At 69.7% G+C, this 17969-nt stretch carries 11 protein-coding genes; 5 read left to right on the top strand and 6 right to left on the bottom strand.

Going from position 1 to position 17969, the window contains the following annotated elements:
• The first annotated feature begins 26 nt into the window (after positions 1-26).
• The 4 genes from SK571_RS11025 to SK571_RS11010 all read left to right on the top strand — a co-directional run bounded on the left by SK571_RS11025 (position 27) and on the right by SK571_RS11010 (position 5966).
• Positions 27-1151, top strand: coding sequence for a sensor histidine kinase (locus tag SK571_RS11025; protein WP_319983934.1), 1125 nt, complete (start codon positions 27-29; stop codon positions 1149-1151).
• Positions 1148-1807: a response regulator transcription factor gene (locus SK571_RS11020; protein ID WP_319983933.1), complete on the top strand. Its 660-nt coding sequence runs from the start codon at positions 1148-1150 to the stop codon at positions 1805-1807. Before SK571_RS11025 ends, SK571_RS11020 begins: the two co-directional genes overlap by 4 nt.
• Before the next feature lie 487 nt (positions 1808-2294).
• Positions 2295-3020: an alpha/beta hydrolase gene (locus SK571_RS11015; RefSeq protein WP_319983932.1), complete on the top strand. Its 726-nt coding sequence runs from the start codon at positions 2295-2297 to the stop codon at positions 3018-3020.
• Positions 3021-3152: 132 nt separating this feature from the next.
• Positions 3153-5966 (top strand): M48 family metalloprotease, encoded by a 2814-nt coding sequence (locus SK571_RS11010; RefSeq protein ID WP_319983931.1) that lies wholly within the window; start codon positions 3153-3155, stop codon positions 5964-5966.
• On the opposite strand, the gene SK571_RS11005 is transcribed toward SK571_RS11010, so the two are convergent.
• The gene (locus tag SK571_RS11005; protein WP_319983930.1) at positions 5945-9427 is read right to left on the bottom strand and encodes an nSTAND1 domain-containing NTPase; all 3483 of its coding nucleotides are present in this window, start codon (positions 9425-9427) and stop codon (positions 5945-5947) included. The genes SK571_RS11010 and SK571_RS11005 overlap by 22 nt on opposite strands.
• Positions 9428-9739: 312 nt before the next feature.
• On the opposite strand from SK571_RS11005, the gene SK571_RS11000 reads away from it, so the two are divergent.
• Complete coding sequence (locus SK571_RS11000) at positions 9740-10234, top strand: hypothetical protein (protein WP_319983929.1); 495 nt, start codon at positions 9740-9742, stop codon at positions 10232-10234.
• A gap of 507 nt (positions 10235-10741) precedes the next feature.
• Here SK571_RS11000 and menC read toward each other — a convergent pair.
• Genes menC through SK571_RS10975 form a run of 5 tightly spaced genes read right to left on the bottom strand, consistent with a single transcriptional unit; the run spans position 10742 to position 17961 of the window.
• Positions 10742-11842 (bottom strand): o-succinylbenzoate synthase, encoded by a 1101-nt coding sequence (menC, locus tag SK571_RS10995; RefSeq protein WP_319983928.1) that lies wholly within the window; start codon positions 11840-11842, stop codon positions 10742-10744.
• Entirely contained in the window at positions 11839-12639 is an 801-nt protein-coding gene (locus tag SK571_RS10990) for a GNAT family N-acetyltransferase (protein WP_319983927.1), read from the bottom strand. Before SK571_RS10990 ends, menC begins: the two co-directional genes overlap by 4 nt.
• Positions 12636-13700: a M20 family metallopeptidase gene (locus tag SK571_RS10985; RefSeq protein ID WP_319983926.1), complete on the bottom strand. Its 1065-nt coding sequence runs from the start codon at positions 13698-13700 to the stop codon at positions 12636-12638. The genes SK571_RS10990 and SK571_RS10985 overlap by 4 nt, the downstream gene beginning before the upstream one ends.
• On the bottom strand, positions 13700-16933 hold the full coding sequence (locus tag SK571_RS10980; RefSeq protein WP_319983925.1) for an LpqB family beta-propeller domain-containing protein: 3234 nt from the start codon (positions 16931-16933) through the stop codon (positions 13700-13702). The genes SK571_RS10985 and SK571_RS10980 overlap by 1 nt, the downstream gene beginning before the upstream one ends.
• Positions 16930-17961, bottom strand: a complete 1032-nt coding sequence (locus tag SK571_RS10975; protein ID WP_319983924.1) for a dipeptidase — start codon at positions 17959-17961, stop codon at positions 16930-16932. The genes SK571_RS10980 and SK571_RS10975 overlap by 4 nt, the downstream gene beginning before the upstream one ends.
• Between the last annotated feature and the right edge of the window lie 8 nt (positions 17962-17969).

Raw genomic sequence — 17969 nt, 5'->3', positions numbered from 1 at the left:
CTCCATTGGGCGGATACTGATCGCTCGTGTTCACCAAACGCCCGCTCCTCGCCGACTCGCTGCTGGCGCTCGTCCTGATCGTCCTGCACCCGCTCGTGCTGCGGGCGGTGGACGAGCCGGGGCTGCTGCCGGTCGCGGTGGGCGTGGCGGGCATCGCGCCGCTGGCGGTGCGCCGCCGGACACCGCAGGTCGTCTTCACGCTGGTCCTGATCGCCGCGACGGTGTTGATCGCGCGGTACGGCACGGTCGGCGGCGTGGGACTCGCGTTGCAGGTGGCGCTCTACACCGTTGCCGTGCGTGAGACGTTGCGCGTCACGCTGAGCCTCACCGCGCTCGTCGGTGCCGCCGAGGTGACCAGCGTGGTGGCAGGCGTGCACGAGATTCACCCGGTCAGCCTGCTGTTCGACCTCGTGATCGTCGTCGGCGCGGTGGTGCTCGGACGCGTGGTGCGCCGCAGTTCGGAACGCGCTCGGCAGCTCGAACTGGCCGTGACCGAGCTGGAGGCTGCCCGCGAGCAACTCGCCGAGGAGGCCGCGATGCGCGAACGCGCGCGCATCGCCCGCGAGCTGCACGACATCGTGGCTCACAGCCTGAGCGTGATCGCGGTCCGCGCGGGCGTGGGCCGGGCGATGGCAGAAGATCCGCGGCTGGCGCGCGAGGCCCTGGAGGTGGTCGAGACGACGGCCAAGGAAGCGCTGGCCGAGATGCGGCACCTGCTGGGCGCGCTGCGATCGTCTCCTTCGGACACTCCGCTGGAACCGCAGCCGGGCTTGGACCAGCTGGAGGCGCTGACCACGTCGATGCGCGCCGTCGGCCTGGCGCCGGTCCTGGTCTCCAGCGGCGAGGCGTTCCCGATGACCGCGGGAGCCGAGCTGACGGTCTACCGAATCGTGCAGGAGGCGCTGACGAACACGCTGCGGCACTCGTGCGGCCCGGAGGTGTCGGTCGCACTGCGGTACCTGACCGACCGGCTGGAGGTCGAGGTCACGAACTCGTCGAGCGCCGGGACCGGCCCACCGGGCTACGGCCTGGTGGGCATGCGCGAGCGAGCGCTGGTCTACGGCGGCTCGCTGGACGCGAACCGGTTGCCGGACGGCCGGTTCCGGGTGATGGTCACGCTGCCGCGCGAGAAGCAGGAGGCGGTCCGATGATCCGCGTGGTGGTGGCGGACGACCAGCCGCTGGTCCGGGTGGGGTTCGTGACGTTCCTGGGCGCGCAGCCGGGCATCGAGATCGTCGGCGAGGCCGGCGACGGCGCGGAGAGCGTGCGGGTGGTCAGCGAGACCGTGCCCGACGTCGTGCTGATGGACGTGCGCATGCCCGCGTTCGACGGTATCGAGGCCACCCGCCGCATCGCCACCGCGTTCGGCTCGCGCATCGCCGTGATCATCCTGACGACGTTCGACTTCGACGAGTACGTGTTCTCCGCCTTGCGAGCAGGTGCCTCGGGTTTTCTGCTCAAGGACACCCGCCCGGAGGACCTCGTGCAGGCCGTGCGCGCGGTGGCGTCGGGTGACGCGTTGCTCGCGCCGGCCGTGACGAAGCGGCTGATCAAGGAGTTCGTGCGGGGACCCGTTGTCGGGCTGGGCGAGCTCGACGCGTTGACCAAGCGCGAGAACGAGATCATGGTGCTCGTTGCGCGCGGACTGTCGAACAGCGAGATCGCCGAGCGCTACCACCTGTCTGAGGCCACGGTGAAGACGCACGTCAACCGCTTGATGAACAAGCTGGAGCTGTCGTCGCGCGCTCAAGTCGTGGTCGCGGCTTATGAAGCCGGGCTCGTGGTGCCTTCTCGGTTCAGTGGTTGAACCTCGCCATCGGCATCAGGGCGCTGTGACTCCGGGCGTGCCCGACACGTACAACGGCGCCCTCGCCGACATGAACCTGGGCAGCGACACGTTCACCGCAAACTGGTACGCGTTCGCAGGCGCTGGCCCGACCACCGGCGTCGAAGCCGATGGCCACGGTTGTGCGCCGACACCCGAGAAAGGGTCTCTCGTCGCACTGTCGGAACCTCGATGGTGTGCTTCGCGCGCAACGAGAGATGGTGGCTGTGTGGCGAGCATGCGCCGACCGAGACCTCGAGCTGTTCGGGCCCTTCTACCGGCGTGAAGCGGCAAAACTGCGCCGAGGACTCAACCAGGCGGGCCATCATGGGGAGGCGGTTGCTCCTGACCTGGATACCGACCCGGACAGCGACTCCACCGCGACGCCAACGAGTTCGCCCGCCGCGGCTACGTCGCCCTCGCCTTCGACCCCTCCTTCACCGGGGAGAGCGGCGGCACGGTGCGCGACGTGGCCTCACCCGACATCTACACCGAGGACTACAGCGCCGCCGTCGACTTCCTCGGCCTGCAGAAGATCGTCGACCGCGAGCGGATCGGCGCGCAGGCCATCTGCGGCTTGAGCGGCATGGCACTCACCGCGGCGGCCGCGGACAGCCGCATCAAGGTGGTCGCCACGACCTCGATGTACGACATGTCACGCAGCATGTCCCGCGGCCACCAGGACTACTACACACGTGAGCAGCGCCAAAAGGTCGTGGACCACCTCAGCCGGCAGCGTTGGATCGACGCCGAGAACGGCACCTACGCGCGGCTCTCCCACGAGGTCCCCTTCGACCAGAACGGCAACGTCGCTCCCTCGAACACCGTCCTGCCCAAGAACCTCCCGCCGGACGCCGACCCGATCACGAGGATCTTCTTCGACTACTACCGCACCGAGCGCGGCTACCACCCGCGCTCGATCAACTCCACCACCGCGTGGACCGGCACCACGCCGATGTCGTTCTTCGCCTTCCCCCTGATGACCAACATCGACATGCTCGCGCCCCGCAAGGCCCTCCTGGTGGCCGGTGCCGACGCGCACTCCCGCTACTACTCCGAGGACGTCCAGGCGAAGGCTCCCGGCACCGTCGACCTCGTGATCGTCCCAGGCGCGGACCACGTCGACCTGTACGACCGCAAGGACCTCATCCCCTTCGGCAGGCTCGACGAGTTCTTCACCGAGAACCTCGATTGACCTGAAGGAGCCCCCAGAGATCATCCGCGCCGCCCTGCGGTCCTGATCCATTGGAGTGGTTTGCTCCCGAACTTGCCCCCTCGTGCAGGGGAGACAGCACACTGGCTCGCATTCGACGTGAACGATCGCGGGGTGCGTGTGACAGTGAGGTCGGACCCGCGACGCGCGGACGAACGTGTGATCGGCGCGGGCACGACGGTGCGGTTCGTGCTGCTGATGGTGCTGCTGTTCGTGGCGAGCGGTGCGATGATGCGCGATGTCGTCCGCGGCATCTCGGGTTCGGACGGCCTCGAGTGTGTGCTGGCGGGTGGCGCCGATCCCGACGCGGGCTCGCTCCAGGTCCAGCTGGTGCTCCTTCAGCAGGGACCGGCGTTCGACGAGTGCATTGCCCGTCATCAGCCTCCTCTGCCGTGGTGGGTGGGGCTGGGCTGGCCCGTCGTCGTGCTGCTCGGCGCCGCAGTTCTGTTCCGAGCGATACCCGCGTGGCGGAGGCATTCGCGCTGGGTGAAGCCACTCGACAACACCCACGACGCGCACCGGCTGGTCGCCGAGGCGGCTGCGGGCCTGGTCAGGATGCCGCGGCTGGTGGTCGATCCGACCAAGGGCGTGGCCGTGTACGGGAGCAACCGGCGGCCCACCCTGAGGCTGAGCGCCGAGATGGTGGTCCTCGCCACCACCGATCCCGAGCGCTTCCGGGGTGTGGTGCTGCACGAGCTGGCACACATCCGCAACCGTGACGTCACCCTCCACTACTTCACCGTCGCACTGTGGCGGGTGTTCCTCGGTGCGGTACTGGTGCCCTACGCCACTTGGGCGGTCGTGGCGCTGGCGCAGTCGACCTGGTGGTCGAGTGACCATCCGATCGAGGTTCGCCGGATCTTCCTGGTGGTGCTGCTGGTCGTGCTGGTCTACCTGGCGCGCGCGGACGTGCTGCGCAGCCGGGAGGTGTGCGCCGATCTCGCCGCCGCTCGCTGGGGTGCGCCTCATCGGACCTGGGAGGTGGCCACACCAGGGCCGGTCGGGACGGTGCTGGCGTCGTTCACCGAGCTGTGGCGCACCCACCCCCGGCTGGACCTGCGCCGGGCCGCGATGGCGGGTACCGGGACGCTCTTCGGTCTGCGAGCACTCCCGACGTTCCTCACCGGCGTGGCCGCGACCCTGGTGAACACGCAGGTGCTGTCGTACCTCCAGGACCATCTGACCAGGGCCGGTCTGCTGCGCGGGTGGGGCGTTCAAGCGCTGATGCTGGTGTCGTCGGGGCTGGTCGTCGGAGTGGTCGGGGTCGCCCTGTGGCGGGCCGTGGTGCACGCCGTGCAGACCTCCCGGCCCGCGCCGTCAGGTGCACGAATCGGGCTGTGGCTCGGGTGCGGGCTCGCTGTGGGCGAACTGTTCCTGAACCGCGTCGCCGTCGGCGAGTGGTTGCCGCCACACCCGGAGATCCTGGTGCTCGACGTCCTGGCCGCAGTCGCGGTCACCTGGTGGATCGGCCAGTGCGCGCACCTCTGGGCGACCGTGCGGCGGGCGACCCGGCTGACCGCGGTCGCCGCACTGGGTGCCGCTTGGCTGGCGCTGGCGTCGTGGTTCGTCTGGTGGCAGAGCCATGGCACGATCCGCGCGGCGCTCGGCGAGGTGATGGGGACCGACCAGGTGCGGGACGTGCTCGCGCGAGGCCTGGGCGGGCCTTCTGCGGACCACGCTGTGATGCTGTCCGCGGTCGCCGCGGGCTTGCCGGTGCTGGCCGAATTTCATGCTCCGGTGTTCGTCCTCATCGCACTGAGCGCGTTGTGGCTCGTGCCGTTGCTGGCCTGGACCGTCCGCCCGCCGGACGGCACACCGCGCTGGCTGCGCTCTGCTCTCGACGACGCACGAGTCGTCGTGGTCGAGGAGGCACCGATACCGCGGCTGCGCCGGGTGCTGCTGCCGGGCCTGATCAGCGGGGCGCTGGCGGGTGCCGCTGTGGCGGGGCTGCAGGCCTACCTGCACACCTGGCGGCCACTGCCCCGGGGGGCAGGCGCACTCTTCGCGCTCACGTACCAGACATCGGTTCTCCTGGTGCTCGTCGTGGCGGCGGTGGTGCCCGCGATCGTGGCCGCCGTGCGGGCGGGCCGTTACCGGTTGCTCGTCGCGCTGATCGCGGCGGAGACGGCGGTGGTGATCGGTTTCGCGCTGGCGTTCGTGCTCATGACCGTCGACGGTTGCATCGAACCGCTGAGGACGACCGCCGGACCGACCTGCCGGCTGCAGTTCGACATGTCCGGCTTCGCGGTGCGGTTCACGCTCGTCCCCGCGGCCGTGGTCGCCGCGCTCACCGCCTTCGTGGCCGCCGGTGTGGTGGCGACAGTCCGGCGAACGCCCGTGCTTCCACCACGGGCACCCGGCACCCTGGCACTGCGTCGGCGCGCGGTCGCCGTCGTCTGCGTGGTGGCGACCGCGCTCACCGTCACGGCGACCGTGCTGTCGCCTCTGCCGAACGAGGTGAGCGACGCCAAGGTGGTGGAGGTGTTCTCGCCTCCAGCAGCCACGCAGTCGCCCGCCCGTACGCGTGCGGCGCAGGTGTACGCCTGGAGGCGCTACGGCGGTACGGAGCTGAACACGCGCCTGGCCGACGTCATCAAGCGCCACGTGGCGACGCTGCAGGCCCTCGGATCCGCCACCGGTCCGGTCGACGTGTCGCCGCTGCGACCCACCTGCACGGAGTTCGGGCAGATCGCACGGGACGCGGAGCGGTACTTCCGCGTTCCCGACTCCGTTGCCCAGCAGCACTGGAGCCGCTACATCGAGCTCGCGAAACGCGGCAGCGCCAACTGCGTGACCGCGCTGGAACAGGGCCCGGAGCGGCTGCTCCACCGGTCACTGGACGAGCTCGCGAACGCCATGTCGGCCGTGAACTCCACGCTGGGCCGGCTGACCGAGATCCAGGACGGTCACCCGCAGGGCGGTCGGTAGTCCTGGCCTGGCAGGTAGTGCTCCCACTGCTGCCGGGTGATCGGATCACCGACGGCGTTGCAGATACCGGTGAGGACGCTGTCGGGGTCGGTGTTCCACAGGTCGACGCCGGCGCTGGATCGGACGACGGCGAGCGTTGTCCCGTCCGGGCTGAATGTGAGGTCGTAGTAGTCCTGGTACTCGCCACCGGGCAGGTAGAACTGCTGGACGGGGTTGTCGGGATCGGACACGTCCCAGATCTCCGGGCGACGGGTGAGGGTGGACCCGCGCTGTTCCACGCCTATGAGCGCCACGCGCTTGCTGTCAGGGCTGAACGCCAGCCTGCTGCTCGACTTCAGGTTGCCGACGGACGCCTTGACCGCGTCGCCGACCAGCCGGTGGTCCTCCACCCGCCACAGCCGCAGGGTCTGCGTGGTGTCGAACGCGGCAAAGAGCGATCCGTCCTTGCTGTACGCGAACTCGGCGCTGAGCCCCTGCGGTAGCGGTTTGCGCCACAGTTCGGTCGGATGCGTGGGATCGGTGAGGTCGAGGGTTCGCAGCTGCTTCTCCGCCCTCGGGTTGTAGGGGAGTGCGGCGATCTCGTCGTGCGCCAGGGTGGTGAGCACTGCTCCGTCCGGGGAGAACTCGACGTTCCACGCCTCGATCGGCAGCTTGGCGATCTGGCGCGGCTGCGCGGGGTTCGCGATGTCGAACAGCCGGAGGCTCGCCGGGGCGCGGTTGCTCTTCGCCAGTCCGTTGATGTCGGAGATCACCAGCAGTGGCTTGGTGGGGCTGAAGACGATTTCCCCGACGCCGTTGTCCAGGTCCTCGATCATGGCCAGTGGCTGACCACCGGGGTTTTCGGTGCTGCGCAGGCTGATCCCGACGGACTTTCCGTTGTCGAAGAGCTCGGTCATGGCAAGCAGCTCGCCGTTCTCACTCAGCGCGATGGAACCGCCGGTGAACATGTCCGGTGACGGGGCGGTGTGCAGCTTTTCCGGTTCTGCCGGGTTTCTGACGTCCCACAACGTGTTCGTGCCTGGGTTCTGCACCGCGATGAGCTGCCGGTCGCCGGCCTTCCGGTACGAGAGCTGCGCGCCGGTTCCCGGTATCCCGGGAACAAAGCCCTTGGCGCCCGGCTGGTCGGGGTTGGCGAGGTCCCACACGTACACCCCGACCTTGTCGACCTGCAGCAGCCGCGGTCCGGTGGGGTCGAACACGACGGGGCCGGGTTCGAGGTCGGTGCGGTCGGTTGTCGCGGACTCCGACAGCAGTCCGGGCGCCGGATCGGCGGTGTGGGTCAGCACCCTCCACTTCGATCCGCACACGACGGCCAACTGGTTGCCGTGCGGGCTGAACGCCAGCGAGAGCACGGGTTCGGTGCGGCACGGGCTGGAGCGGGAACGGCCCTCGTCCACGTAGGGAATCCGTTGTGGTGCACCGGGGGCCTCCAGCCGCCACACGTTCGGGCTGCCGGGCCCGTCCGGTGGTGCCGACGTGGCCAGCAGCTGTCCGGTCGGGTCGAACGCTGCCCGGTGCACCGGCTCCCTGGCGTTGCGGGGCGTCGTGAACGGCGCCCCGGCGAGGGTGGTGACGGGTACTGGGCGGGCCGGGTCGACGACGTCCCAGAGCCGAATCTGTCCGTCGGCGCTTGAGGACGCGAGCAGATCGCCCCGTGGCGCGACGGCAAGCGAGTCGACCGGCGCGGCGTGTCCCTCCGGCTTCGGCAGCGGCTTCGGCGCGTCGGGGTTGGCGAGGTCCCAGAGCAGGATCGCGCCCGCGTCCGTGCCCGCGTAGAGCGTGTCGCCGCTGAAGGCGAGCGCTCGGGTGACCGCGGGCATCGGCAGTTCCGCGGTCTGCCGGGGGACGGACGGATCGGTGACGTCGTAGAACCGCAGCACGCCGGACTTCGCTTCGTTGCTGGTGAAATGCGCCGCGACAAGCCGGGTGCCGTCCCTGTTCACCGCGACGGCGCCGGTGGTGATGTCCCTGATCTGCCCCGATTTTTCGCGTCCACGCAGGATGATCTCGTTGACGGCCACGATCGCCAGGAGCTCGCCCTCGGCGTCGTGCACGACGTCGGTGACGACTTTCTCGTCGGCGATGACGCCGGGCGTGCTTTGACTGTTGAGCATCGCCCGCCGGCCGGCTTCCCGGTCGAGCCGGTAGGACTGCACGCCGAGTTGCTTGGCCAGCCCCGGTTTGCGGTCGCGCAGGAGCTCCGCCTCGGCCGCGAGGTACCGCGCTTTGTCCCGGTTGGCGGCCTGTTCTGCCTGCTGCGCGAATTTCGCGGTTCCGACCAGCCCAGCCGGTGCGATCACCGCGAGCACGGCCAGCAGGGCGAGGACGACCCGGCGGCGGGCTTGTCGTCGTTGCCCGCCGCGCCAGGAAGCGTCCAGGAACTCGGAGGTGGCGGGATCGAGATCGGTGGCGCGACTCGGAGACGCCGCAGCGCGGCGGTTCGCCTCTGCTAGCCGGTCTCCCCGGTACAGCAGGGACCTGAGTCGTCCGGCGTGATGCCACCGCGCCGCGTCGGCGGCGAACTGGCGACGGGCGTGCCGCCAGTCCCGTTCGGCGTCGAGCCATTCCTCGAGGCGTGGCCAGGCGTGCAGCAGCTCGGGACTGATCCGGACGACGTCCCCGATCAGTGTCAGCAAGCGCGCCTCGGCCAGCAGCTCAACGGCCCGTTGGCCTGCCCGCGCGTCCGGCAGGCCGGTGAGCAGTTCGGCGAGCGGCACGGGTGCCGTGGTGTCCGGGCCCTTCTCGCCGAGCAGGACCAGACGCGGCAGCATGCGCCGCGTGGCTTCCCGCTCGGGCGCCTCGAATTCCGCGTACACCTCCTCGGCCGTGGTTTCGACGTCACGATTCGCGCGGTAGCCGTCGATGGTGAGCTGTGTTCCGGTTCGTTTCCGCCACGCCGCCCACAACGCGTGTGACTGTTGCGGCAACGTCACCGTGTCGTGCAGAACCTCTTCTACGAGCCCGTCTTCCAGCACCAGGCCCGCCGCGGCGGCGGGACCCTCGATCGCGGCACGTCGTTCGGCCTGCGTCATCGGCTCGATCAGGAACTGGTTGTCGCGCAACGCCTTCGCGAGGTCCGGGTGTTCAGCGGCCGGCCTGTAGAAGTCGGCGTTGAGCGCCAGCACGATCTTGTCACCGAGGGATGTCAGGGATTGGAGGAACGCCTCGCGCTCGTTCCGGCTGAGCGTGAACAGCTCTTCCAGCTGATCGACGACGACGAGGTCGACAGGTTCAGTCGTGTCGGGGCGTGTGCCGGGGGTGATCGACCGCCATGACCCCTCGTGCGCGGCCAGCAACCCCGCGTGCAGCAAGGACGTCTTGCCTGAGCCGGACGGGCCGACGAGGATCAGCAAACCTGGTCGCGCCGCCGCGGCCCGCAGGTCCTCGATCATCTGGTCACGCCCGCGGAACACCTCGGCGTCCTCGATCCCGAACGGACTCAGCCCCAGGTACGGGCTCACGGAGCTCCTCCTCAGACGCGATCCTGCAGTGATCAAGAAAGACCATGGCACTGCCGGATACGTCAGCGGAGGCGTTTCCACCGATCGGCCGAGTCGCGCACGACAGCCCAATGAGATGACATGGGTCCATTCGGGTGAATTCCGAGCCTGTAGTCAGCAATGCTCCACGCTGAAACGTTCAGTCCGCAATCGTCGCTCCATCACGGAGCTCGACCTGGTGGGCCAGGTGGAAGGCAGGCTGACAAGTGGACGCAGGCGAATCACACGACGATCGCTCGTAGCACCAGCATTCTCGACCTACGCGGAGAACTGATGGCGACACGTATCACCATTCCGACTACCAATGATTTGGCCCGTCTGGTCGTCGGAGAACTTGCTCCACAGGAACTCCCCTCGTTCGACATCGTGGCATTGCCCTATGTGGACAATCCGCGCCGAGCCGAGCGGCGGCTGCGCCAAGACCGTGACGAACCGCTGGGACTCGGCCTCGGTGACGCGGCAGCGCTGGCGACCCCGGTGATAACACTGGTTTGTGGCGCTGTTGTCACAGTGCTCTCCGAAGAACTCGCGCGGTCCGTCCGCAGCGGCACCGGGAAGATGATCCGCAGGATGATCGAAAGGGTTCGTGGACGCAGCGCACAGAAACCCGCGCTGCTGACGCGGACCTGGACGCCGCAAGAACTGGCCGAGATCCGCCAAGTGGCGCTGGACCGCGCACTTGCTCTGGGTGTTGAGCGAGCCAAGGCGGAGGTTCTGGCTGACACCGTCGTTGCCAAGTTGGCGCTGGAGTCGCAGGACGACGCATGACCGCGAGGCGAACTCCCTCACTTGAGCGGCAAGGACGACTATTCGATCGGACTGCCACCGTTGCTTGCCCGACAGTTGTGACCGGGTGAGCGATCACGCTCTGACAGGACTGTATCGGGCGGTGTGCGACTCGGCGCCACGCTGAACGGGCGCTACCACCGCAATGGACTTTCCGGCCCCCTTCCGGAGTCTTGTTCCGCAGGTCAGCCTGCGGAGATCTCAGAATCCCACCAGAAATGCTCCGGCGGCGCGCCGCCGAGGAGCGGGCTGTCCACGGGTGGTGGTCTTGAGTCGACAGTGCGACAGTGCGCGGATCATGACCATGCAGAGAACCTCGGCACGTATCCGGTTGCGTGACCAATCGGAGGGTTCATCGGCCGTGGGAGCGCATTCCGGGAGCAACAGGGAGCAGAACCATGCGCTGAACGTGCCAATACGTCCCTCAACGAACTTGAGCGGAGCCGCACTGACCTGCAAGAGTTGCATTTTTGCAGGTCAGTGCGGCTTTTATGCCACAGGAATCCACTCCGTCTTCACCGTGACCGCGTCCAGGGCGTCCGGCAACGGCGTCACACCCAGGCCCGGACCGGTCGGCACGGTCAGGTGCCCGTCGTCCAGCACGAACGGCTCGGTGATGTCCATCTGGTAGTAGCGGTCCGACGCCGAGGTGTCGCCGGGGAGCGTGCAGCCGGGCAACGCCGCCAGTGCCACGTTCGCGGCACGTCCGATGCCGGTCTCGAGCATCCCGCCGCACCACACCGCGATCCCGTGCGCCGCGCAGACGTCGTGGATGCGCCGCGCCTCCAGGTAGCCGCCGACCCGGCCTGGCTTGATGTTGACGATCTGGCAGGCACCGAGCTTGATCGCGTCGGCGGCCGACGACGCCGAGGTGATCGACTCGTCGAGGCAGATCGGCGTCCGCACGACCTTGGCGAGTTCGGCGTGCGCCAGCAGTTCCTCCTCGTCCAGCGGCTGTTCGATCAGCAGCAGGTCGAACGGGTCGAGCTTCGCGAGGTGCCGGGCGTCGCCGAGCGTGTAGGCGGTGTTCGCGTCGACCTGCAGCAGGACGTCCGCGAACCGTTCACGTACGGCTCGCACGGGTTCGAGGTCCCAGCCCGGTTCGATCTTCAGCTTGATCCGCGCGTACCCCTCGTCGACGTACCCGCCGACCGCGTCCAGGAGCTCCGGGATCGAGTTCATGATCCCGACCGACACCCCGCACGGCACGCGATCGCGGACAGCGCCCAGCTCACGGCCGAACGACACCCCGCGCGCACGCAGTTCGGCGTCCAGCACGGCCATCTCCAGCGCGGCCTTGGCCATCCGGTGCCCGCGGAACCTCGCCAGCCGCGGGGCCACCGAGATGCCGTCGATCGGCCCGGTCAGCGCCGGGATCAGGAACCGCCGCAGCACGTCGGCGCAGCCCTCCATGTACTCGGTCGAGTACACCGGGTCGGCCATCGCGACGCACTCGCCCCAGCCCTCGCCCTCGTCCGTGACAGCACGCAGCAGCAGCAACTGCCGCACGGTCTGCGTGCCGAACGAGGTGCGGAACGGCGACTTCAGCGGCATCTCGATCCAGCGGATCTCCACCCCGTTCAACTTCACGAACTGCTCCTTTCGACGACGTACCAGCCGGACCTGTCGAACCCGGTGACGCGGGCGCCGCTCGCGAGCAGCCCGCCGAGCACCTCCCGCACGGCGTGACGCCACTCGGTGGCCGCGGCCGGGTTCGTGACCCGCAGCGCCTCGATGTCCGCAGGCACGGCGACCAGCACGGTGGAGCCCGTGCACGTGCCCCGCACGGGCAGCCCGCCGTCGGAGATCCCCAGGGCGACCGCACCCGTGGCGCTGACGACCCGCGGCTGACCGGCGCAGGCGGCGACGACCTCGGGGGCCTCGACGCGCCAGCTGACCAGCAGCCTGTCGCTCTCGCCACCGGCGTTGATGTCGTCGTGCATCAGGCCGTAGAAGTCCGGCAGGTACTCGGTCGCGTCCGCGCCGAGCTTGCCCAGGTTGAAGTAGGCGTTGCGGCGCACCAGCGGGTCGAACGTCCAGGTGACCTCGCGCAGCCCTCGCTCCAGCGCCCACGTCCGTTGGTGGAGCTTCAACGCGTAACCCACGTTGCGTCCTCGCGCGCCCGCCGCCACCCCGGCGATGTGGCTGTGCAGGGCGCCCGCGTCCGGCGGCGAGCAGAAACCGATGCACGCGCCGATCAGATCGTCACCGTCGAACGCGCCCGCGACGTAGCTGCCCGCCTTGGTCATCGCCCGCAGCAGCTCGGCGGTGACCGGGGGAGTGTTGCCGCTCGACCGCCAGATCGACTCGTACAGCCGTTGCGTGGCAACGAGTTCGGTGAACTCGGTGAGCGGGCGGACGACGACGTTCTGTGCCACCAAGGTCATGTCAGCTCCCTCACGAGGGCCGCGAGCAGCCGGGTGCGCGGGACGAGCTCCGACACCAGCACGTGCTCGTGCTCGGCGTGTGCCCCGCCGCCGACGGCGCCGAGCCCGTCGAGCGTCGGCACCCCTGCGCCCGCGGTGAAGTTGCCGTCGGACGCGCCACCGACCGCGGCCTGCGTGATCCCCGGCAGAAGTCGCGAAGCCAGCTCGAACAACGCCGAGGACGCGGAGAGCTCCATCGGCGGGCGGTTCGGGCCGCCGTCGACCTCGACCTTCGCGCCGTCGAGCACGGGCTGCAGTGCCTTCATGTCCTCGTCGGCCCGGAGTTGCTCGGTCAGGTTCCGCACGCGCACGTCGACCATGAACTTCCCTTGCGCGGGAACGGTGTTCGTCGTCGTGCCGGAGGACAGCACGGTCGGTACGACGGTCGTGCCGGCGGCGGCGTCGGCCAACTGCGAGACGGCCAGGATCTGGTGTGCCGCCTCGACCGTGGCGTTCACGCCTCGTTCGGGTTCGAGTCCGGCGTGCGAGGCGCGGCCGTGCAGCGTCACCTCGTACATCGACGTGCCCTTGCGTTCGGTCTTGAGCGCGCCGCCGTCCGCCGACCCCTCGCAGACGAGGACGGCCGCGTGCTTCACCGCCTCGGCCTCGATCAGGCCGCGCGACGACGGCGAGCCGATCTCCTCGTCACCGGTGATGAGAACCGTGACGCCGTCGGGAGAACCCAGCGACGCGACCGCGTGGAAGATCATCGCCACGCCGGTCTTCATGTCGAAGCAACCGGGCCCGCGCAGGACGCCGTCCTGCACGCTGAACGGAATCCGTTCCAGCGTCCCGATCGGCCACACCGTGTCGTGGTGGCCGAGCAGCAACACCTTGCGCGGCCCCGCACCCAGCCGCCACCGCAGATGGGTGCGGCCGTCGAGCACGATCCGTTCCGGCGCCGATCCGAGCAGTGCGGCACCCACCTCGGCGGTGACCTCCGCGCTGCGGGCCACCGCCGCCAGGTCGGTGGACGGCGACTCGCAGGACACGAGCCGCTCGATGTCGTCGATCAGGTTCATCAGGACACCTTCGGCGTGGCGCGGACACCCATGTGCACGTACTGCTCCCCGGTGGGCAGCGAGTAGAACACCAGGGAGGACCAGCTCCTGGAGTCCGGCCACAGGTAGAGGAAACGCCCGTCGCCGGCCGGGACGAGGTCGACCGCGGGCGGCTTGGGGAACATGTCGGCCATCGGACCGGTGGGTGTCACGTCCAGCTGCAGCCCGTTCTCCCCCTCGACGATGTCGAGGATCATGGAGGCCCGCTCGTACCTGCCGAGGTAGAGCGCGTTGTCCACGGCAGGCGGTTCGGCCGCCGGCACCCGGGGCATCGGCATGTCGAGGTCCGCCAGTTCGGCGAAGATCTCCTTGTACAGCTCCAGGTACACCTCGCGGGCGGTGTCGCCGTTGGTCAGCAACGTGACCGCGAGGTCGTGCTCGGGAAGGATGCGCAGGAACGCGGACTGCCCGATGGTGTTGCCGTCGTGGCCGACCAGCCGCTGCCCGTCCCAGCCGAACCGGATCCAGCCGATGCCCCACGAGTCGCCCAGCGCCTCCGGGTCGGGCACGTCGGTCTGCTTCTCGGTCATCACAGCCGCCGACGCCTCCGACAACACCTGTGTGCCGTCCTGCGCCTTGCCGCCGTTGAGGTGCATCGCCGCGAACCTGAGCACGTCCTCGGTACTGCCGAAGATCGTTCCCGCCGGGCCGACCGAGCGCGGCAGCATCCACACCGGCGCCGGTTCGAGCTTCTCGTCCTTGGTGACGTGGCCGACGGCGGCGCGGTGCAGCAGCGCCTCCTCCGGCAGCGTGCCGGTGCGGGTGAGTCCGAGCGGGGCGAAGAGCTTCTCCCGCATCGCGACGTCCCACGTCTTGCCGGTGAGCTTCTCGATCACGCGCCCGGCGAGGACGAAACCGGCGTTGCTGTAGGAGAACGTCGCGCCGAGCGGGTGGTTCTGGGCGGCGTCGGCGAGCAGTTCGGTGTAGCGCTCCAGGCAGTCGTCGCCGCGGCCGGTGTCGGTGAAGTTGTCGCCGTCGATGCCGCTGGTGTGCGTGAGGAGGTGCCGCATGGTCACCTTCTGCTCGACCACCGGGTCGGAGAGCTTCAGCTCGGGCAGCACGTCGACGATCGGCGCGTCGAGGTCGAGCAGGCCCTCGTCGACGAGCCGCATCACGACGGTCGTCGTGAACACCTTGCCCATCGAGCCGATCTGGAAGATCGTGTCGTCGGTGACCTCGACCCCGGTCGACAGGTTCAGCACGCCGTGGTGTGCGAGGAGCGTCTCGCCCTTGTAGAGGACGCCGAGCGCGGCGCCCGGTACGCCGTGCTTCTTCGCGATCGCGGAAAGCCTGCGCTGCCAATGCTTCTGGTCGAGCGTCTTGCGACCCTCCGCGTGCTCACGCACCCAGTCGACGACGCGGCGGTTGAAGTCCTCCCGGTGCGAAGGCTTGCCGTTGAGGATGAACAGGTGCGACTCATCCGGGTAGAGCACCAGCTTCGCGGGCACACCGTTCTGGCGCAGCGCCGTGAACCACTGCTCGGCCTGGCCGACGGGGCACCTCTCGTCGCGCGCGCCCTGGTAGATCAGGGTGGGCGTGCGGACGTCGGCGACGTGGGTCAGCGGGGAGAGTTCCGCGAGGTGCTCGCCTTGGCCGCCCAGTTCGAGCTCGGTCATGTAGTGGCCGCCGTCGGACGTGCCGCCCAGGCTGGTCAGGTCGCCGACGACACCGCCCGCGACGGCGGCGGCGAACCTGGTGTCGCGGCTGGTCAGGTAGCAGGTCATGTAGCCGCCGTAGCTGTAGCCGGTGACGGCGAGCTTCGCCGGGTCGGCGAGCCCCTCGGCCACCAGCTGGTCGATCGGCTCGAGGAAGTCCTTCGCGTCGGCCTTGCCCCACGCGCCGAGCGCGGCTGTGTAGAACGCCTCGCCGTAGCCGTCGCTGCCGCGCGGGTTGACCAGCAGCACCGCCCAGCCCTGCTGCGCCAGGACCTGGTGGTAGAGGTGGACCGGGTCGGCGGTGCCGTTCCACGCGTTGTGCGGGCCGCCGTGGATGTCGACCAGCAGCGGCGACGGGCCGGTGCGCGCGGGGTCGCGGACCAGCCAGCCGTGCACGACCGTGCCGTCCGAGATCGTGAACTCGCGTTCCTCGCGGACGAACGGCTCGACCTCGTTGTGTCCGGTGTGGACGGTGACCTCGCCCGTGGTCAGGTCGACGGTGGCGACCTCGCCGTAGGAGGTCGGGGTGCTCAGGACGACGGCCGCGGTGTCTCCGGCGACGGAAAGCCCCGTCACGACCTGGGAGTCGCCGCCCAGGACGAGCCGCGGCTCACCTCCGCCGAGGTCCACGGAGTACAGCTGGGTGCAGCCCCGGTCGCGGGCGCAGAACACCACCGAGTCCCCGGTCAGGACCGGCAGGCCGCCGGGGTATCCCGCCATCCCGGGCATGACGTTGCGGTCCAGCGGCGCCGACAGGTCGCGCACCTCGCCACCGGTGGAGAGGTGCAGCAGGCTGAGGTGCCCGGAGGTCGCGGTGGTCCGTCCGACGACGAGCAGGCCGTCCGGCGCCCACGTGACCGTCCCGGCCTGTCCGTCCGCGAGCCCCGCCACCTCCGGCTCGGACCCTCCGTCCACGTCGGCCACGTGCACCGCGGCCCGGAACGTGAGGTCGGCGTCGTCCTCGCGCCCGGCGGTGAACGCGAGCTTCGTGCCGTCCGGCGACCACGCGAGCGAGCGGGCGTGCCAATCGCCGTCGGTGATCTGCCGGACCTCGCGGGTGCCGAGGTCGAGCACGTGCACGTGGGAGCGGAGGCTGCGCAGGTAGCCGGGCCCGTCGGCCTTGTAGTCGAGGCGGCCGGCCACGATCGGTGCCTGGGCGTCCGCGATGTCGGCGGGGGCCGTGAACGCGAGCTTGGTGCCGTCCTCGCTCCAGACGGGCGCGCCGGCGCCGCGCGGCAGGTCCGTGACCTGCTCCGGCTCGCCTCCGCCGGCGGGCAGCAGCCAGACCTGCGCGGGGCCGTCCTGGGCGCGCAGGAACGCGATCCGCGTGCCGTCCGGGGACCAGGCCGGGGCGTTGTCCGACCTGCCCCTGGTCAGCTGCCGGGCCTCGCCACCGGGGGACACCCGCCACAGCGCCCGCTCGTCGCGGTCGTTCTTGCGGTCGGTGGTGCGCAGGACGTACACGACCTCGGACCCGTCGGGTGAGATGGCGGGCTGTTCCGGCAACGCGTGGCCGTACAGGTCCTCGATGGTGGTCACGATGCTGATCCCCTCAGTTCGGTGCGAAACAGGTCGAGCACGTTCAGGCCGAGGACTCGCACCACGTCGTCCTCCGGCCAGCCCCTCTTCTGCAGCGCCTCGGTCACCAGCGGCAGTCCCGCCGGTCCCTCCAACCCTGGCAGGAACCGGTCGGTCGGGACGCCCTCGATCAACTGCGCCTCGCAGCACGGCGGTGTGACGTCCTCGAGGACCTCCTTGACGAAGTCCGGGCCGAGGCCGACGTGGCGCACCCCCATGACGCCCGCGATGTGCTCGATGTGGTCGACCAGGCGGTCGATCGTGAAGTCGGACTCGTGCAGGAACGGCGCGAAGAAGTTCACGCACACCACGCCGCCGTTGTCCGCGATGCCCCTCAGCTGCTCATCGGTGAGGTTGCGGTGGTGGTCGCGCAACGCCCGTGCCGACGAGTGCGTCGCCATCACCGGACGGGACGAGAGCTCCAGCACGTGGTCGACGCCCGCCACGCTCAGGTGGCTGACGTCGAAGATCATGCCGAGGCGTTCCATCTCGGCGTGCGCGGCGACGCCTGCCCTGGTCAGCCTGCTGCCGGTGGCGTCCTCGCCGCTGCCGTCGGCCAGCGCGGTGCGGCCGAAGTGGGCGAGGGACGCGATCCGCACGCCCAGCCGGTAGAGGGTCTGGAGGAGCTCCACGTCCTCGCCGACGCCCGGCGCGCTCTCCAGGGCGAGCACGAGCGCGATCTGGTCGCCGGCCAGCGCCTGGTCGATGTCGGTGCCGTCGAGGCAGAGCCTGGTCTCCGGGCTCGCCTCGGCGATGCGGTGCGCCGCCTCGATCATGCGCAGCGTCTGCCTGAGCGCGCCTTCCGGCCGGAACACGTCGTCGACGAACACCGGCAGCACCTGCAGGCCGACCCCGCCGGCGTGCAACTGCGGCAGCCACCGTTCGCGGAAGTGCGGCACCCACCGCTCGACCGGGCGGTGGACGATGGCGTCCAGCAGGTCGTTGTGGGCGTCCGCGACGACGCTGCGCCCGTGCAGATCGTCGATCATGAAGCCTC

It is taken from the genome of Lentzea kristufekii (assembly GCF_033949925.1).
In the GTDB taxonomy this organism is placed as follows: Bacteria; Actinomycetota; Actinomycetes; order Mycobacteriales; family Pseudonocardiaceae; genus Lentzea; species Lentzea kristufekii.
The sequence above is the reverse complement of the archived record's forward strand: the minus strand, read 5'-3'. Positions and strand labels throughout refer to the sequence as shown.

What these genes read in the sequence shown, in the direction of transcription:
- SK571_RS10985 (WP_319983926.1), bottom strand. Translation starts at nt 13,700, where the DNA reads ATGAACCTGATCGACGACATCGAGCGGCTCGTGTCCTGCGAGTCGCCG.
- SK571_RS10975 (WP_319983924.1), bottom strand. Translation starts at nt 17,961, where the DNA reads ATGATCGACGATCTGCACGGGCGCAGCGTCGTCGCGGACGCCCACAAC.
- SK571_RS10990 (WP_319983927.1), bottom strand. Translation starts at nt 12,639, where the DNA reads ATGACCTTGGTGGCACAGAACGTCGTCGTCCGCCCGCTCACCGAGTTC.
- SK571_RS11020 (WP_319983933.1), top strand. Translation starts at nt 1,148, where the DNA reads ATGATCCGCGTGGTGGTGGCGGACGACCAGCCGCTGGTCCGGGTGGGG.
- SK571_RS11000 (WP_319983929.1), top strand. Translation starts at nt 9,740, where the DNA reads ATGGCGACACGTATCACCATTCCGACTACCAATGATTTGGCCCGTCTG.